Raw genomic sequence first — 16,435 nt, 5'->3', positions numbered from 1 at the left:
CAAACCCGGCTCACTCCTCGCGCTCACCGGGACACCTCCACCGTCGCGGCCAGCGCCTCGGCCACCCGCCAGCAGTCGTGGTACGAGCAGTACAGCGGTACCGGGGCGAACCGGAGGATGTCCGGCTCCCGGGCGTCGGCGATCACCCCGTGCTCGTGCCGCAGGCGCTTGGCCAGCCCGGCGGCGCTGCCGGTGCCGATCCGCACCGAGAGCTGAGCACCGCGCCGGGCCGGGTCGCGGGGGGTGACCACGGTGAGCGGCCGTCCCGGCGTCACCTCGTCCAGCAGCCGCTCCAGGTAGCCGGTCAACCGCACGCTGCGCTCCCGTAGCGCCGGCATGCCGACCGCGTCGAAGAGTTCCAGCGAGGTGCGCACCGGGCCCATGGCGAAGATCGGCGGGTTGGAGACCTGCCAGGCCTCCACGGTGGCCGGCGGCCGGGAGACCGGCGTCATCTCGAAACGGGTCGCCGCCTCGGTGCTCCACCAACCCTCGAAGCGGGGCAGCGCCGGGTCGCCGAGGTGGCGCTCGTGCACGAACACGCCGGACAGCGCCCCCGGACCGGAGTTCAGGTACTTGTACGAGCACCAGGCCGCGAAGTCCACGTCCCAGTCGTGCAGGTGCAGCGGCACGTTGCCGGCGGCGTGCGCGAGGTCCCAGCCGACGACGGCACCGGCCGCCCGGCCGGCCGCGGTGATCGCCGGGATGTCCATCAGTTCGCCGGTCAGGTAGTTGACGCCGCCGAGCAGCACCAGTGCGACGGTGTCGCCCTCGGTCGCGAGGAGGTCGAGCACGTCGGCCGTGCGCAGGGTGTCCTCGCCGGGACGGGGACGCAACCGCACCACCGTCGTGTCCGGGTCGAGGCCGTGGAAGCGGGCCTGGCTGCGGACGGCGTAACTGTCCGACGGGAAGGCGGTGTCCTCGATGACGATGCGGGTCCGAGCCCCGGCCGGCCGGTAGAAGCTGACCATCAGCAGGTGGAGGTTGACGGTGAGGGAGTTCATCACCACCACCTCCGCCGGCCGGGCGCCGACCAGTCGCGCGGCCGGCCCGGTCAACAGCTCGTGGTACGGCAGCCATGGCCGCTCGGCCTCCAGGTGCCCCTCCACCCCCAGCCGCCGCCACGCGTCCAGGTCGCCGAGGAGCTCGTCCCGGGTGGCCCGGGGCTGCAGGCCGAGCGAGTTGCCGGCCAGGTAGGCGGCCTCCGGGTAGCGGCCGCCGTCCGCGGCCGGAACGTGGAACAGGCGCCGGTGACCGGGGTCGTCGGCGTCGAGGCGGAGGGCCTCGTCTTCGGTGCTCGTCACGGGATGTCTCGTCCTTCGGTCACATCGCGGTCCGGGCCGACCACAGCTCCGGGAAGACCACCCGGGCCATGCTGCGCTGCAGCCACGCCAGCCCGGCGGAGCCGCCGCTGCCGACCTTGGCGCCCATCGTGCGCTGCACGGCCTTGATGTGGTTCCACCGCCAGTCGCCGAACTGCTCGGCCACCTCGGTCAGCGCCTCGCCGAGCAGGCGGAGGTGGTTCTCCGGCCCGGCCTCCTCGTCGTAGATCCGTACCCATGCGGCCTCGACGGCGGGGTGCGGCTGGTGCTCGCCGGTGACGTCCCGGTCCAGCAGCTCGGCGGGGACCTCGTGCCCGTGCCGGGCGAGCAGGGCGACCACGTCGTCCCAGAGGCTCGGGGCCGCCAGGGCGGCGCGCAGCTCGGCGTACACCTCGGCCTGCCGGCGGAACGGCCGGATCAGCGCCTCGTCCCGGAGGCCCAGCAGGAACTCCAGGTGGCGGTACATCGCCGACTGGAAACCTGAGCCCTCGCCGAGCAGGTTACGGAACCGGTTGAAGTCGGCCGGGGTCATCCAGCGGAGGCCGTTCCAGGCCGCGTTCAGGCCCTCCAGGTGCAGGGCGGCGCGGCGCAGCGGGGCCAGGGCGTCCCAGATCCGGTCGGCGCGCAGGTGGCGCTGGGCCTCGCGCAGCTCGTGGCAGGTCAGCCCGAAGTACAACTCCATGATCTGGCTGACCATGAGGAACGACATCTCGCCCGGGTCGTCGCTGAGCGGCGCCTGCAACCGGTGCAGGGTGCTGGCCTGCACGTACGCGTCGTACGGGACCCGCCCGCCGAACTCCAACGTCGGCTCGCCGCCGTTGCTGGCGGCCCGTGCGGCCCGCTGGCGCGGGGTGACCGGCCGCACCGCCGCCCGGGTGGCCGCCCGCAGGTCCGTCCGTTCCACCGGTCCACTCCCTCCACATACCGGGTCACCCGGCGTCCCCGCCGGATGACCGACATGATCCCGCGGCGGGAACGGCGAATGGAATGCCGGATCAACGTCTCTGCCGGCCAATTGCCTGTTGATCGCAAGGCGATGGCACCGATCCGGTTGAAGAACGTAAGGTCGGTGCGTGGACGAGATGGACTGGGCGCTGCTGCGCGAGCTGCAGGCCGACGCCCGGCTGTCGTACAGCGAACTGTCCCGGCGGGTGCATCTGTCCCCGCCGGCGGTGGCGGAACGCGTACGCCGGCTGGAGGAGTCGGGTGTGATCACCGGCTACCACGCGCACGTCGACCTGAGCCGGGCCGGGCGGACGGTCGTGGCGCTGATCCGGATGTCCTGCTACGGAGCCCGTTGCATCCTCAACGACCCGGAGGTGGAGGACTGGCCGGAGATCATGGAGATCCACCGGATCACCGGCGACGCGTGCAGCATGCTGAAGGTCGCGGCCGGGTCGATCGGGGAGTTCGAGGCGGTCATCGACCGACTCGCCCCGTACGGCCAGCCGTCCAGCACCATGGTTCTGTCCACCCCACTGGACTGGCACCCGGTCACCCCACTGCCCCCACCCGCCCCACCCGCCCGGCGCTGACCCGCACCCGTGGTTTGCCGCCGGGCCAGCGGGAAAGCAGGGCCGGTCACCCGGGGAGGGGTTCCGGTGGTCGTCACCGGGAGGGGGAATCATGCGGGGTCATCGCGTACTCGCCATGCTGGCCTTGGTGGCGGCGTTCGTCCTGGTCGGAGCCGCACCCGTGCGGGCCACCGAGAACGCCTTCGTCGAGGTGACGCCGAACCCGGCGCAGGCGGGCACCCGGGTCAGCATCCGGGCCAGCTGCGACAACGCCAACAACCGCCAGGCGACGGTGCAGTCCGACGCCTTCGGGCGGGTGTTCCTCCGGCCGGACAACGGCTTCCTCACCGGGCAGGTCACCATCCCCGGCAGCAGGGAGCCGGGCGACTACCAGGTGGACCTGCGCTGCGAGAACGGCAACACCGCGACCACGACGCTGACGGTGCTGAACATGCAGCAGCCCACGAAGGGGCCGGCGACCGGGGGCGGCGGCACCGCCGGCGGACCCGGCTCGCTGCTGCTGATCGGTGGCATCGCCGCGGTGGCCCTCGCCGTCGGGTTCGGCTTCTTCGGCAGCCGCCGTTCCGGGGCCGGCTCCTGACCTCCACCTCCCGCCATGGCCGGAGCGCACAGGCGTACCCGATCGGGCCGGGCCCGGGCGGCCACCCGGCGGGCCCGGGCGGGGGCCGCCACCCGGCGGGCGCTGCGGGCGTCCGCCCGGCTGGCCGGCGCGACCGCACGGCGGCTGCGGCGGGTCGCCGGGCAGACCGTCGCCGCCAGCGTTCCCACCACCGACCCGGCCGCCGGTCCACTGCCGGCGCGTCCGCGCCACCGCTGGGTGGCCGCCGGCCGGCGGCTGGTGCCCTCGCGGAACCCGGGTGTGCCGGTCCTGGTGATCGGGACGCTGATGGTGCTGATCATCGCGATGCTCGGGGTGGAGCGGATCACCGGGGTGAGCCTGCTGCCGGACCGGTTCACGGCCGGCCTGCGTCCGCCGCCGAAGAAGTTCCCGGTGCTGCCCGCGAGCCCGCCCGTCGCCATCGAGATCGAGGCGATCGACGTGGCGGCCCCGGTGCACACCGTCGGGCTCGCCCCGGACGGCACCATCGCCGCGCCGGACGCCGGCCGCGCCCACGAGGCCGGCTGGTACGACCAGGGCCCGACCCCGGGGCAGTACGGCCCGGCCGTCATCGTCGGGCACGTGGACACCACCACCGGGCCGGCGGTGTTCCACGGGTTGCGCACCCTCGACGCGGGCGACCAGGTGGAGGTGACCCGCTCCGACCGCACGGTGGCGGTGTTCGAGGTCAACTCGGTGGAGCGGTTCGACAAGGAGAGATTCCCGGCCGACCAGGTCTTCGGCGACTTCAGCCGGCCCAACCTGCGGTTGGTGACCTGCGGCGGCCGGTGGGTCGGCGGCGGGACCGGCTACGCCGACAACGTCGTGGTGTTCGCCTCGCTGGTGACCTCCCGGCCGCGGTGAGCCCGGCCCGCTCAGGCCGCCTCGGGCTCGCGCAGGTCCAGCCAGTCCGCCCAGCGCGGGTCGGGCGCCCGGTGGCCGAGCACGCGCCACGCGGTGCCCTTCGGGGCGGCCGGCAGCGCGTGCAGCCGCCAGCCCAGCTCGGCGGGGGTCTTGTCGCCCTTCGTGTGGTTGCACCGGGCACAGGCCGCCACCACGTTCTCCCAGGCGTGCCGGCCGCCCCGGCTGCGGGGGAAGACGTGGTCGATGGTCTCCGCCGGGCCCCGGCAGTAGGCGCAGCGCCAGCCGTCGCGGGCGAAGATCGCCCGTCGGGACAGGCCCACGTGCGTGCGGTACGGCACCCGGACGAAGCGGGTGAGCCGGACGACCGACGGGACCGGGAGCGAGTTGCGGGCGCTGTGCAGGACGCCGTCGCCGTCGGCGACGCAGACGGCCTTCGCGGAGAGCACGAGAATGGCGGCACGACGGACGGACACGACACACAGGGGCTCGTAGGTGGCGTTGAGGACGAGCGCGCCGGAGCCCACCGTGGGTCGTATGTCAGGCATCGCGCTCACCCTCCCGGTTCAGCGGCCCCTGCTCGCCACCGCCGGCCGGAAACGGGCGCAGCGACCCACCGACCGACGCCGGCCCGGATCACCGACGTCCGTGCGCCAATCGTCCCTGATAAGACCCCGGATTGCACGTACTAATCCGGGGTCCCCCACCGAAGCTTTCCCCACCCCTGCCACCGATGACCGGTTCGCCCTGATCACGACCGCCGGCCGGGCCGGTGCCGGCGACCGGGACCGGTCGCGCGGGCGGGACGTCGACGCCGATCCCGGTCCGGGTCACGCCGTGGCGGGTCGACCGGCAGCGGTCCGGCCGCTTGCGGTACGAAGACAGGGTGGATGAATCCATCTCGATCATGTCGGCCGCGCCGACCTCCGCCCCCGAGGGCACCCCGAGCCCGGAGTGCCTGGACGAGACGGTCTGCCGCGGCGCCTGGGAGCTGACCGGGTCCGTCTGGTTCGCGGAGGGCAGCTACTGGATCCTGATCAAGCCGCTGCGCATCGCCCTGATCCTGCTGCTGGCCGTGGCGGCACGGTGGCTGGTGCACCGGACGATCAAGCGGCTCGTCCGGACGACCAGCGAGGCCGGCGTACCCACCATGCTCCGGCCGCTGCGGGAACGGATCCCCACGGCGCCCACCGAGCCGGGCGAGTTCATCCCGGAGCGGCGGCGCCAGCGGGCCGAGGCGATCGGGTCCGTGCTGCGCAGCCTCGCCACCGCGTTCATCTTCGGCATCGCGCTGCTGATGGTGCTCAAGGAGTTCAGCTTCGACCTGGCGCCGCTGCTCGCCAGCGCGGGCATCGCCGGCGTGGCGCTCGGCTTCGGCGCGCAGAGCCTGGTGAAGGACCTGATCGCCGGCCTGTTCATGCTGATCGAGGACCAGTACGGCGTCGGGGACACGGTCGACCTCGGTGAGGCCACCGGTGTGGTCGAGTCGGTGGGGCTGCGGGTGACGACGGTCCGGGACGGGCGGGGGGTGCTCTGGTACATCCGCAACGGCGAGATCATCCGGGTCGGCAACAAAAGCCAGGGCTGGGCGCTGGTCGTGGTCGACCTGCCCATCGGCTTCGCCAGTACCGAGGAGGCGACGGCGGTGCTGCGGACGGCGGCCGCCTCGGTCGCGCTGGACCCGGAGCTGGCGCCGGAGATCGTCGAGGCGCCGGAGGTGCTGGGCGTCGAGCAGATGACGGTGGAGGGCGCCGTGATCCGTACCGTGGTGAAGACGACGGCGGACGGGCAGTTCGCGGTGGGCCGGGAGCTGCGCCGCCGGCTGGCCGAGGCCCTGGAGAACTCGGGGATCACCGCCAAGATCGCCGCAGCTCGGCTCTACCCGGGCCTGCCGGCACGGGCGCCCGGCGAGACCGGGGTCGGGGGCGCCACCTGACGAAAGCAGCGGGGTTCCCGCCGGCCGGCCCCTCGGATATCGTCCGTTCGTTCAGTCGGCGATGCGACGATCAACCCGTCCGGCCTAGCCAGTTGTCGGACTTTCGGGCAGAATCCCGTGCACACGCTCCCCCCGCGGAGCGTGGTCACGTCCTCGCTGATCGGCAGATCTGACGACGGTTCCCAGGCCGGGCCATCACGAGTGGCCGGTCCAGCGGAACGATGGAGGCGACGGTGTCCGACGAGCGACCTTCTCCGGAAGGGCCGGCCACCTTCCGCGAGGTGTTCGCCCAACGCGAGTACCGGGCCGTCTTCACGGCGAGCACGCTGGGCTGGATCGGCGACTACATCGCGAAGGCCGCCGTCACCCTGCTGATCTACCGGGAGACCGAGTCGGTGGCGCTCTCCGCCACCGCGTTCGCCGTCAGTTACCTGCCCTGGATCGTCGGTGGCCCGCTGCTCGCGACGCTCGCCGAGCGGTACCCGTACCGGCGGGTCATGGTCACCTGCGACCTCGTCCGGATGGCGCTGATGCTGGTCATCGCGATCCCCGGAATGCCGAGCCCGGCGATCCTGGCCCTGCTCTTCCTCGCCACCCTGGCCAACCCGCCGAGCCAGGCCGCGCGGTCGGCGCTCATGCCGCTCATCCTGAGCGGTGACCGTCTCGTGGTCGGCCTGTCCGTGAACGCCAGCGTCGGCCAGGCCGCGCAGGTCGTCGGCTACCTGGCCGGTGCCGCCATCGCCGCGGCGAACCCGGCCGCCGCTTTGCTGATCAACGCGGGGACCTTCGGTGCGTCGGCCGTCCTCCTCCGCCTCGGCGTGGCCGACCGACCGCCCGCGATGACCGCCGCGCACCGCAGCCACCTGCTCCGGGAGACCGGCGAGGGCTTCCGGATCGTCTTCGGCACCCCGGTGCTGCGCGCCATCGCGATCCTGGTCTTCAGCGCGATGCTGTTCTCCATCGTCCCGGAGGGCCTCGCGGCGGCGTGGGCGGGTCGGCACGCCGACGACATGGAGCGGGGGGCCGCCCAGGCGGTCATCATGGCCGCCAATCCGGTCGGGTTCATCCTCGGCGGTCTGATCGTCGGCCGCGCGGTGACGCCGGCCCGGCGGCTGGCGCTGATGCGGCCGCTGGCCGTCGTGGCCCCCCTGACGCTGGTTCCCGCCCTGCTCGACCCGCCACCGCTGGTGGTGGCGCTGATGGCGGCCGCGTGCGGGTTCGCCGTCGCCGGCATGCTGCCGATGGCCAACGGCCTGTTCGTGCGGGCCCTGCCGGACGGCTTCCGCGCTCGGGCCTTCGGTGTCATGGCGACCGGCGTCCAGGTGATCCAGGGCCTCGCGGTCCTGGTCACCGGCCTGCTCGCCGACCGCTTCTCCATTCCACTGGTGGTCGGGGTCTGGAGCGCGGCGGGCGTCCTGCTGATGGCTCTCGTCGCGTTGAACTGGCCGAGCCCGGCCACCGTCGACGCGGCGGTCACCGCCGCCCAGCAGGGTGGCCGACCGGTGGCGGAGCCGGACGGCCCGGCGGAGGTGCCACCACAACCGTCCCGGTCACCCGCCGGGCCGGGCCGGACCCCGGTGGGCGGCCGTGGTCCCGGGGACCACCCGGACGGCGGCCGGTCGGGCGAGTCGGGGCGCCACTGGCACGTGGTGACCTGACCGGTCCCACCACGGCGGTGACCCGCCCCACAGCGGGCGGCGCCGGAGCGGAACCGGGCACCTGGCAGGATGGAACGGTGAATCCCGCAGCTGAGTCCGGTGCGCCGACGACGTTCTTCGAGGCGGTCGGTGGGGAGCCGACATTCCGCAGGCTGGTGGACGAGTTCTACGCGGGCGTCGCCACCGACCCGCTGCTGCGCCCGATGTACCCGGAGGACCTGGGGCCGGCGGCGGACCGGATGACCCTGTTCCTGATGCAGTACTGGGGCGGGCCGAACACGTACTCCGCGCAGCGGGGGCACCCGCGCCTGCGGATGCGGCACGCGCCGTTCCGGATCGGGGCCGCCGAGCGGGACGCGTGGCTGAAGCACATGCGGCACGCCGTGGACCGGCTGGATTTACCGCCCCACCTCGCCGCCGCGCTCTGGGAGTACCTGGAGCGGGCCGCGTACTTCATGGTGAACGTGATGGAGGACCCGGCCGCGCCGGCGTGACCCCGGCCGGGGCGGTCCCCCGACGGCGCCTCAAAGCAGGGCGCCCTCGTCGTGCAGCCAGTCGACGAAGCTGGTGGCCACCGCCGCGCCGCAGTCGAGCATCTCGACCAGGAGCGCGTCGTGCGCCCCGGCGCCGAACGGTACCTGGAGCTCCGCGTAGATCGGGAGCTGGCCGCGCTCGGTCGGGTCGCCGATGTACGCCTTGCAGAAACGGCGGGTGTGGTTCCACTCGTTGACGACGCGGTAGGCCCGGTCCTCCCAGTCCGGCGGGACCGTCGCGTGTGGACGCGCCCGCATCACCAGGATCTCGTCCTCCGGGCCCTCGAGGGTGACCAGGACGGCGTGCCGCTCCCACATCGCCAGCAGGTTGCCGTCGCCGTCGGCCAGATAGCGCACGTCGAGCAGGTCGAGCGCGTCGCAGACCCGGCTGAGCGTCACCGGTGCCACGGTCGCCGGCATGTCGGCGATCGGGGGACGGTCGGCACCTGGGCAGTTGTCGCCCGGCTGACGTGGGGTCGGGGGCCCGACCCGGACGGTGCCCTCCACTGTGATCCCGCTACGACTGTCCGGGTCACCGCCGCCGTTGGCGGGACCGGGGCGCCATGACCACCACGGCATCGCTCGCGCACCTCACTCCCCAGCGGATCCAGTCGCCTACGGTGCGTTGGATCCGAGGATGGACGGTACCCGGACAGCCGGGCGGAAGCATCCCCCCAACGACAGCCCCAGGACAGAAGGATGATCGGGGGTCACCCGAACGGGTGATTGGTCGCCGGCCGGACGGCGAGATCCGTCGCCGTCTGCGACCATGCGGCTCCGTACGGGCCGACCAGACCGACCCACCGGCCGGCGGCACGCACCTGCACCCCGCCGCCCGTCTCGTCCCCGCCCAGGAAGCCCATGCGCACCACACCCTGGACCAACCGCTGGGAGACCTCGACCGGTTCGCCGGGCGGATCGTCCGGGGTGACGACCACCGGCACGTGGTCGAGGAGGGCATCGCGCAGGGCGCGCTGCCCCACCGCGCGTCCGCCCACGCCGTGCGCCGCGGCGTCCCGCAGGGCGTCCGCGGCGGCCGACGCCACCCGGCGCACCTCGGCGGCCGGCAGGGTCTCCACCCGCCGGCTGGCCGCGGGCGGCAACGGCCAGCGCCAGTCGGCGTCCCGCCGGGCCGGCAGCGCCGCACCGCCGGCCGTCAGCTCCGCCAGCAGCTCGCCGGCCGCCACGGTGACGTCGTCACCCGGGCCGGCACCGGCGACCGTGCGGACGACCAGCACTCCCCACGGCAGGCGCCCCCAGAGGGCGGTGCGACCCCCGCCGCCGGCCGGGCGCAGCCGCACCAGCGCCGCCCGGTCCAGCCGGACCAGCCGGGCCAGGAACGCGCCCGCGTCGGCGACGCCGGACAGCCGGTGACCGGCGACCGCCGCCCCGGCGGCCTCCCGGCCGGCGTTGTCCGGGCCGGTCACGCCGGGCCGGCCTGCGGGGCGTACGTGAGGAGGAACTCGCGCTCCTCCGGCGACAACCGCCGGGGCAGCTGGAGGTCGAGGTCGAACGGCACCAGCACCGACCGGGCGCGGCTGACGAGGCGGTCGCCGTCGTACATCTCGTACGCGACGGTGAAGGCCGCCGCCCGGATCTCCGCCACCCACATCTCGATCCGCACCGTCGGGGCCGCCTCCGCGGTGGCCCGGCCGAGGGCGTAGTCGACCGGCCGCAGGTAGTCGATCTCGTGCCGGCGGATCACCACGCCGTCGGCGAACGAGCCCACCCCCCACGCCCGGCCGCCGGCGAACATCAACGCCACCCGCGCCTCCTCGTACAGGGTGAGGAAGCGCGAGTTGTTGACGTGGCCGTACGCGTCCAGGTCGGACCACCGCAGGGTGCAGTGGTAGACGAAACGGTCCGCCATGCTCAGTCGCGGGTCAGCTTGCGGTAGGTCACCCGGTGGGGCCGGGCGGCCTCCGCGCCCAGACGGTCGATCTTGTTCTTCTCGTACGCCTCGAAGTTGCCCTCGAACCAGAACCACTTCGCCGGGTTCTGGTCGTCGCCCTCCCAGGCCAGGATGTGCGTCGCGACCCGGTCGAGGAACATCCGGTCGTGGGAGATGACCACGGCGCAGCCGGGGAACTCCAGCAGCGCGTTCTCCAGGCTGGAGAGGGTCTCCACGTCCAGGTCGTTGGTCGGCTCGTCGAGCAGGATGACGTTGCCGCCGATCTTCAGCGTCAGCGCCAGGTTGAGCCGGTTGCGCTCGCCGCCGGAGAGCACCTTGGTCGGCTTCTGCTGGTCCGGCCCCTTGAAGCCGAACGCGGCGATGTACGCCCGCGACGGCATCTCGACCTTGCCCACCATCAGGTGGTCCAGTCCGTCGGAGACGACCTCCCAGACCGTCTTGTCGCCCGCCAGGCCCTGCCGGCTCTGGTCGACGTACGACAGGGAGACCGTCTCGCCCACCCGGACCGTGCCGTCGGTCGGCTCCTCCAGCCCGACGATGGTCTTGAACAGGGTGGTCTTGCCGACGCCGTTCGGGCCGATCACGCCGACGATGCCGTTGCGCGGCAGCGAGAAGCTGAGGTCGTCGATCAGCACCCGGTCGCCGAAGGCCTTCGTCAGGTTCTTCGCCTCGATGACGGTGCTGCCCAGGCGCGGGCCCGGCGGGATCTGGATCTCCTCGAAGTCCAGCTTCCGGGTCTTCTCCGCCTCGGTGGCCATCTCGTCGTACCGGTCGAGCCGGGCCTTCGACTTCGTCTGCCGGGCCTTGGCGTTGGAGCGGACCCACTCCAGCTCATCGGAGAGGCGCTTCTTCAGCTTGGCGTCCCGGCGACCCTCGACGGCCAACCGGGCGGCCTTCTTCTCCAGGTAGGTGGAGTAGTTGCCCTCGTACGGGTAGGCACGGCCGCGGTCCAGTTCCAGGATCCAGTTGGCCACGTTGTCGAGGAAGTACCGGTCGTGGGTGATCGCGATGACGGTGCCGGCGTACTTGGCCAGGTGCTGCTCAAGCCACTGCACGCTCTCCGCGTCCAGGTGGTTGGTCGGCTCGTCGAGCAGCAGCAGGTCGGGCGTCTCCAGCAGCAGCTTGCAGAGCGCGACCCGGCGGCGCTCCCCACCGGAGAGCTGCGTGACGTCGGCGTCCGGCGGCGGGCAGCGCAGCGCGTCCATGGCCAGCTCGAGCTTGGAGTCGATGTCCCACGCGTCGGCGTGGTCCAGCTCCTCCTGGAGCTTGCCCATCTCCTCCATCAGCTCGTCGGAGTAGTCCGTCGCCATCTGCTCGGCGATCTTGTTGAACCGCTCCAGCTTGGCCTTGGTCTCGGCGACCGCCTCCTCGATGTTCCCGAGGACGGTCTTGGCGTCGTTGAGCGGCGGCTCCTGCGCCAGCATGCCGACGGTGAAGCCGGGCATCAGCCGGGCCTCGCCGTTGCTCGGCTGGTCCCAGCCGGCCATGATCTTGAGCAGGCTGGACTTACCGGCGCCGTTCGGGCCGACCACACCGATCTTGGCACCCGGCAGGAAGTTCAGCGTCACGTTGTCGAGCACGACCTTGTCGCCGTGCGCCTTGCGCGCCTTGTCCAGGACGTAGATGAACTGGGCCACGGTGCGGGCTACCCTCCGTCGGTTGCGGTCGCGAGCTGGTGGCGCGGGCGCGGGCCGCGACTTCCGCCCGCCGCCGCCGGCCGAAAGCCCGGCCGCACGCACGCCGTCGTCAATCCTGACAGGTACGCCGCGCTCCGCCCACATCACCCCGCCTCTTCCCGGTACGCGGCACACCGCTGTCGTCAAGATCACGCCGGGGGTTCGGCGGACGTGGGACGGGTAGGTAACTCCGACACGGGGCACCAGAGGCCGCAGCTACGCTCAGTACGCTCATCGCGGTGGACCCGTCTGCACCCGGAGGTGGCCGAACGTGACCGTCCGTAGCTCCTTTGTCGTAGTGGCCAACCGCCTGCCCGTCGACGAGGTGAGCACACCCGAGGGGCGGCAGTGGCGACGCAGTCCGGGCGGACTGGTCACCGCCCTGCACCCGGTCCTCGCCGAGCACAAGGGCACCTGGGTCGGCTGGGCCGGCGGCACCGGCGCCGCGCCCGAGCCGTTCGACCTGGAGGGCATCCGGCTGCACCCGGTGCCGCTCAGCGCGGACGAACTGGAGCGTTACTACGAGGGGCAGTCGAACGCCACGATCTGGCCGCTCTACCACGACGCGGTCGAGACGCCGGTCTACAAACGACGCTGGCGGGAGGCGTACCGCCTGGTCAACGCCCGGTTCGCGGAGGCCGCGGCGGACGTCGCCGCCGAGGGCGCGACGGTGTGGGTGCAGGACTACCAGCTCCAGCTCGTGCCGGCGATGCTCCGCGAGCTGCGGCCGGACCTGCGCATCGGTTTCTTCCTGCACATCCCGTTCCCGCCGATCGAGCTGTTCATGCAGATGCCGTTCCGCACCGAGATCCTGCGCGGGCTGCTCGGCGCGGACCTGGTGGGCTTCCAGCAGCGACTGGCGGCGCAGAACTTCGTCCGGCTGGCCCGGCACCTGCTCGGCCTCCGCTACGAGGGGCAGATGATCCAGGTGGACGGCCGCCAGGTGAAGGCGGGCGCCTTCCCCATCTCGATCGACACGATGGAGATGGAGCGGCTGGCCGCCGACCCGGCCATCCAGGCGCGGGCGAAGGAGATCCGGGAGGAGCTGGGCAACCCGAAGACGATCATCCTGGGCGTCGACCGGCTCGACTACACCAAGGGCATCGAGTTGCGGCTCAAGGCATTCCGCGAGCTGCTCGCTGACGGAAAGTTGACAGTGCCGGACGCGGTTATGGTGCAGGTGGCGACGCCGAGCCGCGAGCGGGTGGAGCACTACCAGGCACTTCGCGTCAAGGTCGAGCGCGAGGTTGGTCGGATTAATGGCGAATTCGGCAGGGTGGGCGTCCCCGCGGTGCATTATCTGCATCAGTCGTACAGTCGCACTGAGCTGGCCGCGATGTACGCCGCCGCCGACGTGATGATGGTGACCCCCCTGCGAGACGGAATGAATCTGGTGGCCAAGGAGTACGTCGCATCGCGCGCCGACCAGGGTGGCGCGCTCGTGCTCAGTGAGTTCGCCGGCGCCGCCACCGAGCTGCGTCAGGCGTTCCTGTGCAACCCGCACGACCCCGACGCGGTCAAGGACGCCCTGCTGCGGGCCGTGCACGTGGAGAAGCCGGAGGCCCGCCGCCGTATGCGGACAATGCAACGCCATCTGCGCACCCACGACGTGGGGCACTGGGCGAAGTCGTTCCTCACCGAGCTCGGGGTGCCCGAGGCGGACGCCGCGTGAACGCCGCCCCCGACGTCGTCACGTCCACCGCCGGCAGCCTGGATCGGGAGCTGCGCACGGCCATCGGCCGGATCGCCCGCGTACCGCAGCTGCTCATCGCCTGCGACTACGACGGCACGCTCGCGCCGATCGTCGAGGACCCGAGCAAGGCCGTACCGCTGCCGGAGTCGGTGGCCGCGGTGCGCGCGCTCGCCGCGCTGCCGCAGACCACCGTGGCGGTGGTCTCCGGGCGGGCGTTGCGCGACCTGGCCGCGCTGTCCCGGCTGCCCAGCGAGGTCCACCTGGTCGGCAGCCACGGCTCGGAGTTCGACATCGGCTTCGTCGAGCGGCTCTCCCCCGAGCTGATCGCCGTCCGCACCCGGCTGCGCGAGACGCTTCGGGAGATCGCCGCCGCCCACCCCGGGATCCGGCTGGAGCGCAAGCCGGCCAGCGTGGCGGTGCACACCCGCGGCGCCGACCCGCAGGTCGCCGCCGCCGCCATCGAGGCGGTCCGCAGCGGCCCCGCCACCTGGGACGGCGTCACCGTCACCCAGGGCAAGGAGGTCATCGAGCTGTCGGTGGTGGCCACCCACAAGGGCACGGCCGTCGACCAGCTGCGCACCCAGCTCTCCGCGAGCGCCGTGCTGTTCATCGGCGACGACGTCACCGACGAGAACGCCTTCGGCAACCTGCACGGCCCGGACGTCGGCATCAAGATCGGGCCGGGCGACACCAAGGCGCAGTACCGGGTGGCCGAGCCGATCGAGGCGGCCCGGGCCCTCGGGCTGCTGCTGGAGACCCGGCGACACTGGCTGTTCGGCGAGCGGGCGGTGCCCATCGAGCGACACTCGATGCTGGCCAACGGGCGTACGGTCGCCCTGGTCACCCCCGAGGCCAAGATCACCTGGCTCTGCAACCCCAAGCCCGACTCGGCGGCGATCTTCGCCGACCTGGTGGGTGGCGGCCCGGCCGGATACTTCAGCGTCGCGCCCGAGCGCGGCGGCATCCCGCTCGGCCAGCGGTACCGGTCGGGCACGATGACCCTCGAGACCCGCTGGTCCGGCCTGACCGTGACCGACTGGCTGGACCTCCCGGACACCGAGACCACGCCGGAGGGCCCGGCGATCATCAGCGCCGACTCGACCCTGGTCCGGGTGCTCACCGGCCGTGGCCGGGCCCGCCTGGAGTTCGCCCCCCGGCCCGAGTTCGGGCAGGTGGCCGTCCAGCTGCAACCGCTCGGCGACGGCCTGCTCGTGCTCGGCTCCAACGAGCCGGTCGCGCTCTACTCGCCCGGCGTCGAGTGGGAGGTCACCGGGGACGGCGTGTACGAGACGGCCAAGGCCGTCGTCGACCTCTCCGCCGCCGGCGGGCAGGTCGTGCTGGAGATGCGTTTCGGCACCCACAGCCTGGAACACCACCGGCTGCCGATCCACGAGCGGCAGGCCGCCGCGGAGCAGCCCTGGAAGGACTGGGTGGCCTCGCTACGGCTCCCGAGCACCGCCCGGGACCTGGTCGCCCGCAGCGCGCTCACCCTGCGGGGGCTCTGCCACGAGCCGTCCGGCTCGATCCTGGCCGCCGCGACCACCTCGCTGCCGGAGGAGCTGGGCGGCGTCCGCAACTGGGACTACCGCTACTGCTGGCTGCGTGACGCGGCCATGAGCGCCCGCGCCCTGGTCGACCTCGGTTCGACCGGCGAGGCCGAGGCGCTGCTGCGCTGGATCGACGGCGTCGTGGAGCGCACCGGCGGGCACCCGGAGCGGCTGCACCCGCTCTACACGGTCGACGGCTACGAGCTGGGCGCCGAGGCGGTCATCGACACGCTGCCCGGGTACGCCGGCTCCCGGCCGGTCCGGGTCGGCAACCTGGCCAACCACCAGCTCCAGCTCGACGTCTTCGGCCCGATCGCCGACCTGATCGCCGCCGTGGCCGACGCGCGCGGCACGGTCCGCGAGGACGAGTGGCGGGTCCTGGAGAACATGGTCGAGGCGGTCCGCCGCCGCTGGCACGAGCCGGACCACGGCATCTGGGAGGCCCGCCTCCCACCCCGGCACCACATCTTCTCCAAGGTCATGTGCTGGATGACCGTCGACCGGGCGCTGCACGTCGTCCGCCAGCACGGCGGGGAGGACCGGCCGGAGTGGGTGGAGCTGCGGGACCGGATCGGCGCCAACGTGCTGGAGTACGGCTGGCACGAGCACGCCGAGGCGTACAGCGTCGCGTACGGGCACGAGGACAGCGACGCGTCCTCGCTCTGGATCGGGCTCTCCGGGCTGCTGCCCGGCGACGACCCCCGGTTCCTGTCGACGGTGCTGAAGATCGAGGCAGATCTGCGCAGCGGCCCGGTCGTCTACCGCTACCACTGGGACGACGGCCTGCCCGGTCGCGAGGGCGGCTTCCACATCTGCACGTCGTGGCTCGTCGAGGCGTACCTGCGTACCGGCCGCCGCACCGACGCGGAGGAGCTGTTCACGCAGATGATCGACACCGCCGGGCCGACCGGGCTGCTGCCCGAGCAGTACGACCCCCTCGCTGAGCGCGGCCTGGGCAACCACCCGCAGGCCTACAGCCACCTCGGCGTGATCCGCTGCGCCCTGCTGCTGGACAACATGCTCAAGCAGTGACCTGACCAGCGACGACGGCGGCCGGACACGTTCCGGCCGCCGTCGCGCGTTCGGCCGCGACCGGGTTGACCGGCCACACCCCGCCAGCCCAGCTCTCCTGCCGGCTCCCTTTGCTCTGCTTCAACGGACGCACCG

15 protein-coding genes are annotated in these 16,435 nt (G+C 72.7%); 8 read left to right on the top strand and 7 right to left on the bottom strand.

Going from position 1 to position 16,435, the window contains the following annotated elements; all coding sequences use genetic code 11:
- Positions 1-23: 23 nt before the first annotated feature.
- Both kynU and GKC29_RS10535 read right to left on the bottom strand, forming a co-directional pair.
- Entirely contained in the window at positions 24-1,301 is a 1,278-nt protein-coding gene (kynU, locus tag GKC29_RS10540; RefSeq protein ID WP_155330647.1) for a kynureninase, read from the bottom strand.
- Between the two features lie 19 nt (positions 1,302-1,320).
- The gene (locus GKC29_RS10535) at positions 1,321-2,223 is read right to left on the bottom strand and encodes a tryptophan 2,3-dioxygenase (protein ID WP_155330646.1); all 903 of its coding nucleotides are present in this window, start codon (positions 2,221-2,223) and stop codon (positions 1,321-1,323) included.
- Positions 2,224-2,392: 169 nt separating this feature from the next.
- On the opposite strand from GKC29_RS10535, the gene GKC29_RS10530 reads away from it, so the two are divergent.
- From GKC29_RS10530 to GKC29_RS10520, 3 genes are all read left to right on the top strand, one after another.
- The gene (locus GKC29_RS10530) at positions 2,393-2,854 is read left to right on the top strand and encodes an Lrp/AsnC family transcriptional regulator (protein ID WP_155330645.1); all 462 of its coding nucleotides are present in this window, start codon (positions 2,393-2,395) and stop codon (positions 2,852-2,854) included.
- 115 nt (positions 2,855-2,969) lie between these two features.
- Positions 2,970-3,434: a hypothetical protein gene (locus GKC29_RS10525; protein WP_196255905.1), complete on the top strand. Its 465-nt coding sequence runs from the start codon at positions 2,970-2,972 to the stop codon at positions 3,432-3,434.
- Between the two features lie 15 nt (positions 3,435-3,449).
- Entirely contained in the window at positions 3,450-4,316 is an 867-nt protein-coding gene (locus tag GKC29_RS10520) for a class F sortase (protein ID WP_155330643.1), read from the top strand.
- A gap of 11 nt (positions 4,317-4,327) precedes the next feature.
- Here the strand turns inward: GKC29_RS10520 and GKC29_RS10515 are convergent, their stop codons facing one another.
- Complete coding sequence (locus GKC29_RS10515; protein ID WP_155330642.1) at positions 4,328-4,861, bottom strand: HNH endonuclease; 534 nt, start codon at positions 4,859-4,861, stop codon at positions 4,328-4,330.
- Between the two features lie 359 nt (positions 4,862-5,220).
- On the opposite strand from GKC29_RS10515, the gene GKC29_RS10510 reads away from it, so the two are divergent.
- The 3 genes from GKC29_RS10510 to GKC29_RS10500 all read left to right on the top strand — a co-directional run bounded on the left by GKC29_RS10510 (position 5,221) and on the right by GKC29_RS10500 (position 8,401).
- Positions 5,221-6,249 (top strand): mechanosensitive ion channel family protein, encoded by a 1,029-nt coding sequence (locus GKC29_RS10510; protein ID WP_155334075.1) that lies wholly within the window; start codon positions 5,221-5,223, stop codon positions 6,247-6,249.
- A 221-nt stretch (positions 6,250-6,470) separates the two neighbouring features.
- Complete coding sequence (locus GKC29_RS10505) at positions 6,471-7,907, top strand: MFS transporter (RefSeq protein WP_230688986.1); 1,437 nt, start codon at positions 6,471-6,473, stop codon at positions 7,905-7,907.
- Between the two features lie 17 nt (positions 7,908-7,924).
- Positions 7,925-8,401, top strand: coding sequence for a globin (locus tag GKC29_RS10500; RefSeq protein ID WP_305070155.1), 477 nt, complete (start codon positions 7,925-7,927; stop codon positions 8,399-8,401).
- 30 nt (positions 8,402-8,431) lie between these two features.
- On the opposite strand, the gene GKC29_RS10495 is transcribed toward GKC29_RS10500, so the two are convergent.
- The 4 genes from GKC29_RS10495 to ettA all read right to left on the bottom strand — a co-directional run bounded on the left by GKC29_RS10495 (position 8,432) and on the right by ettA (position 11,989).
- On the bottom strand, positions 8,432-9,019 hold the full coding sequence (locus GKC29_RS10495; protein WP_155330640.1) for a YbjN domain-containing protein: 588 nt from the start codon (positions 9,017-9,019) through the stop codon (positions 8,432-8,434).
- 131 nt (positions 9,020-9,150) lie between these two features.
- The gene (locus GKC29_RS10490; protein ID WP_155330639.1) at positions 9,151-9,867 is read right to left on the bottom strand and encodes a hypothetical protein; all 717 of its coding nucleotides are present in this window, start codon (positions 9,865-9,867) and stop codon (positions 9,151-9,153) included.
- Positions 9,864-10,310 (bottom strand): thioesterase family protein, encoded by a 447-nt coding sequence (locus tag GKC29_RS10485; protein WP_155330638.1) that lies wholly within the window; start codon positions 10,308-10,310, stop codon positions 9,864-9,866. The genes GKC29_RS10490 and GKC29_RS10485 overlap by 4 nt, the downstream gene beginning before the upstream one ends.
- A gap of 2 nt (positions 10,311-10,312) precedes the next feature.
- On the bottom strand, positions 10,313-11,989 hold the full coding sequence (ettA, locus tag GKC29_RS10480; protein WP_155330637.1) for an energy-dependent translational throttle protein EttA: 1,677 nt from the start codon (positions 11,987-11,989) through the stop codon (positions 10,313-10,315).
- 310 nt (positions 11,990-12,299) lie between these two features.
- On the opposite strand from ettA, the gene GKC29_RS10475 reads away from it, so the two are divergent.
- Together GKC29_RS10475 and otsB are read left to right on the top strand one after the other, a co-directional pair.
- Positions 12,300-13,700: a trehalose-6-phosphate synthase gene (locus tag GKC29_RS10475; RefSeq protein WP_155330636.1), complete on the top strand. Its 1,401-nt coding sequence runs from the start codon at positions 12,300-12,302 to the stop codon at positions 13,698-13,700.
- Positions 13,697-16,300 carry a trehalose-phosphatase gene (otsB, locus tag GKC29_RS10470; RefSeq protein ID WP_155330635.1) on the top strand — a complete coding sequence of 868 codons (2,604 nt, stop codon included), beginning with the start codon at positions 13,697-13,699 and terminating at the stop codon, positions 16,298-16,300. The genes GKC29_RS10475 and otsB overlap by 4 nt, the downstream gene beginning before the upstream one ends.
- Positions 16,301-16,435 lie beyond the last annotated feature (135 nt).

Origin of the sequence: Micromonospora sp. WMMC415, from assembly GCF_009707425.1 — a bacterium.
Lineage (GTDB): Bacteria > Actinomycetota > Actinomycetes > Mycobacteriales > Micromonosporaceae > Micromonospora.
Note: the sequence above shows the minus strand (reverse complement) of the source record. Positions and strands in the feature narration are given on the sequence as shown.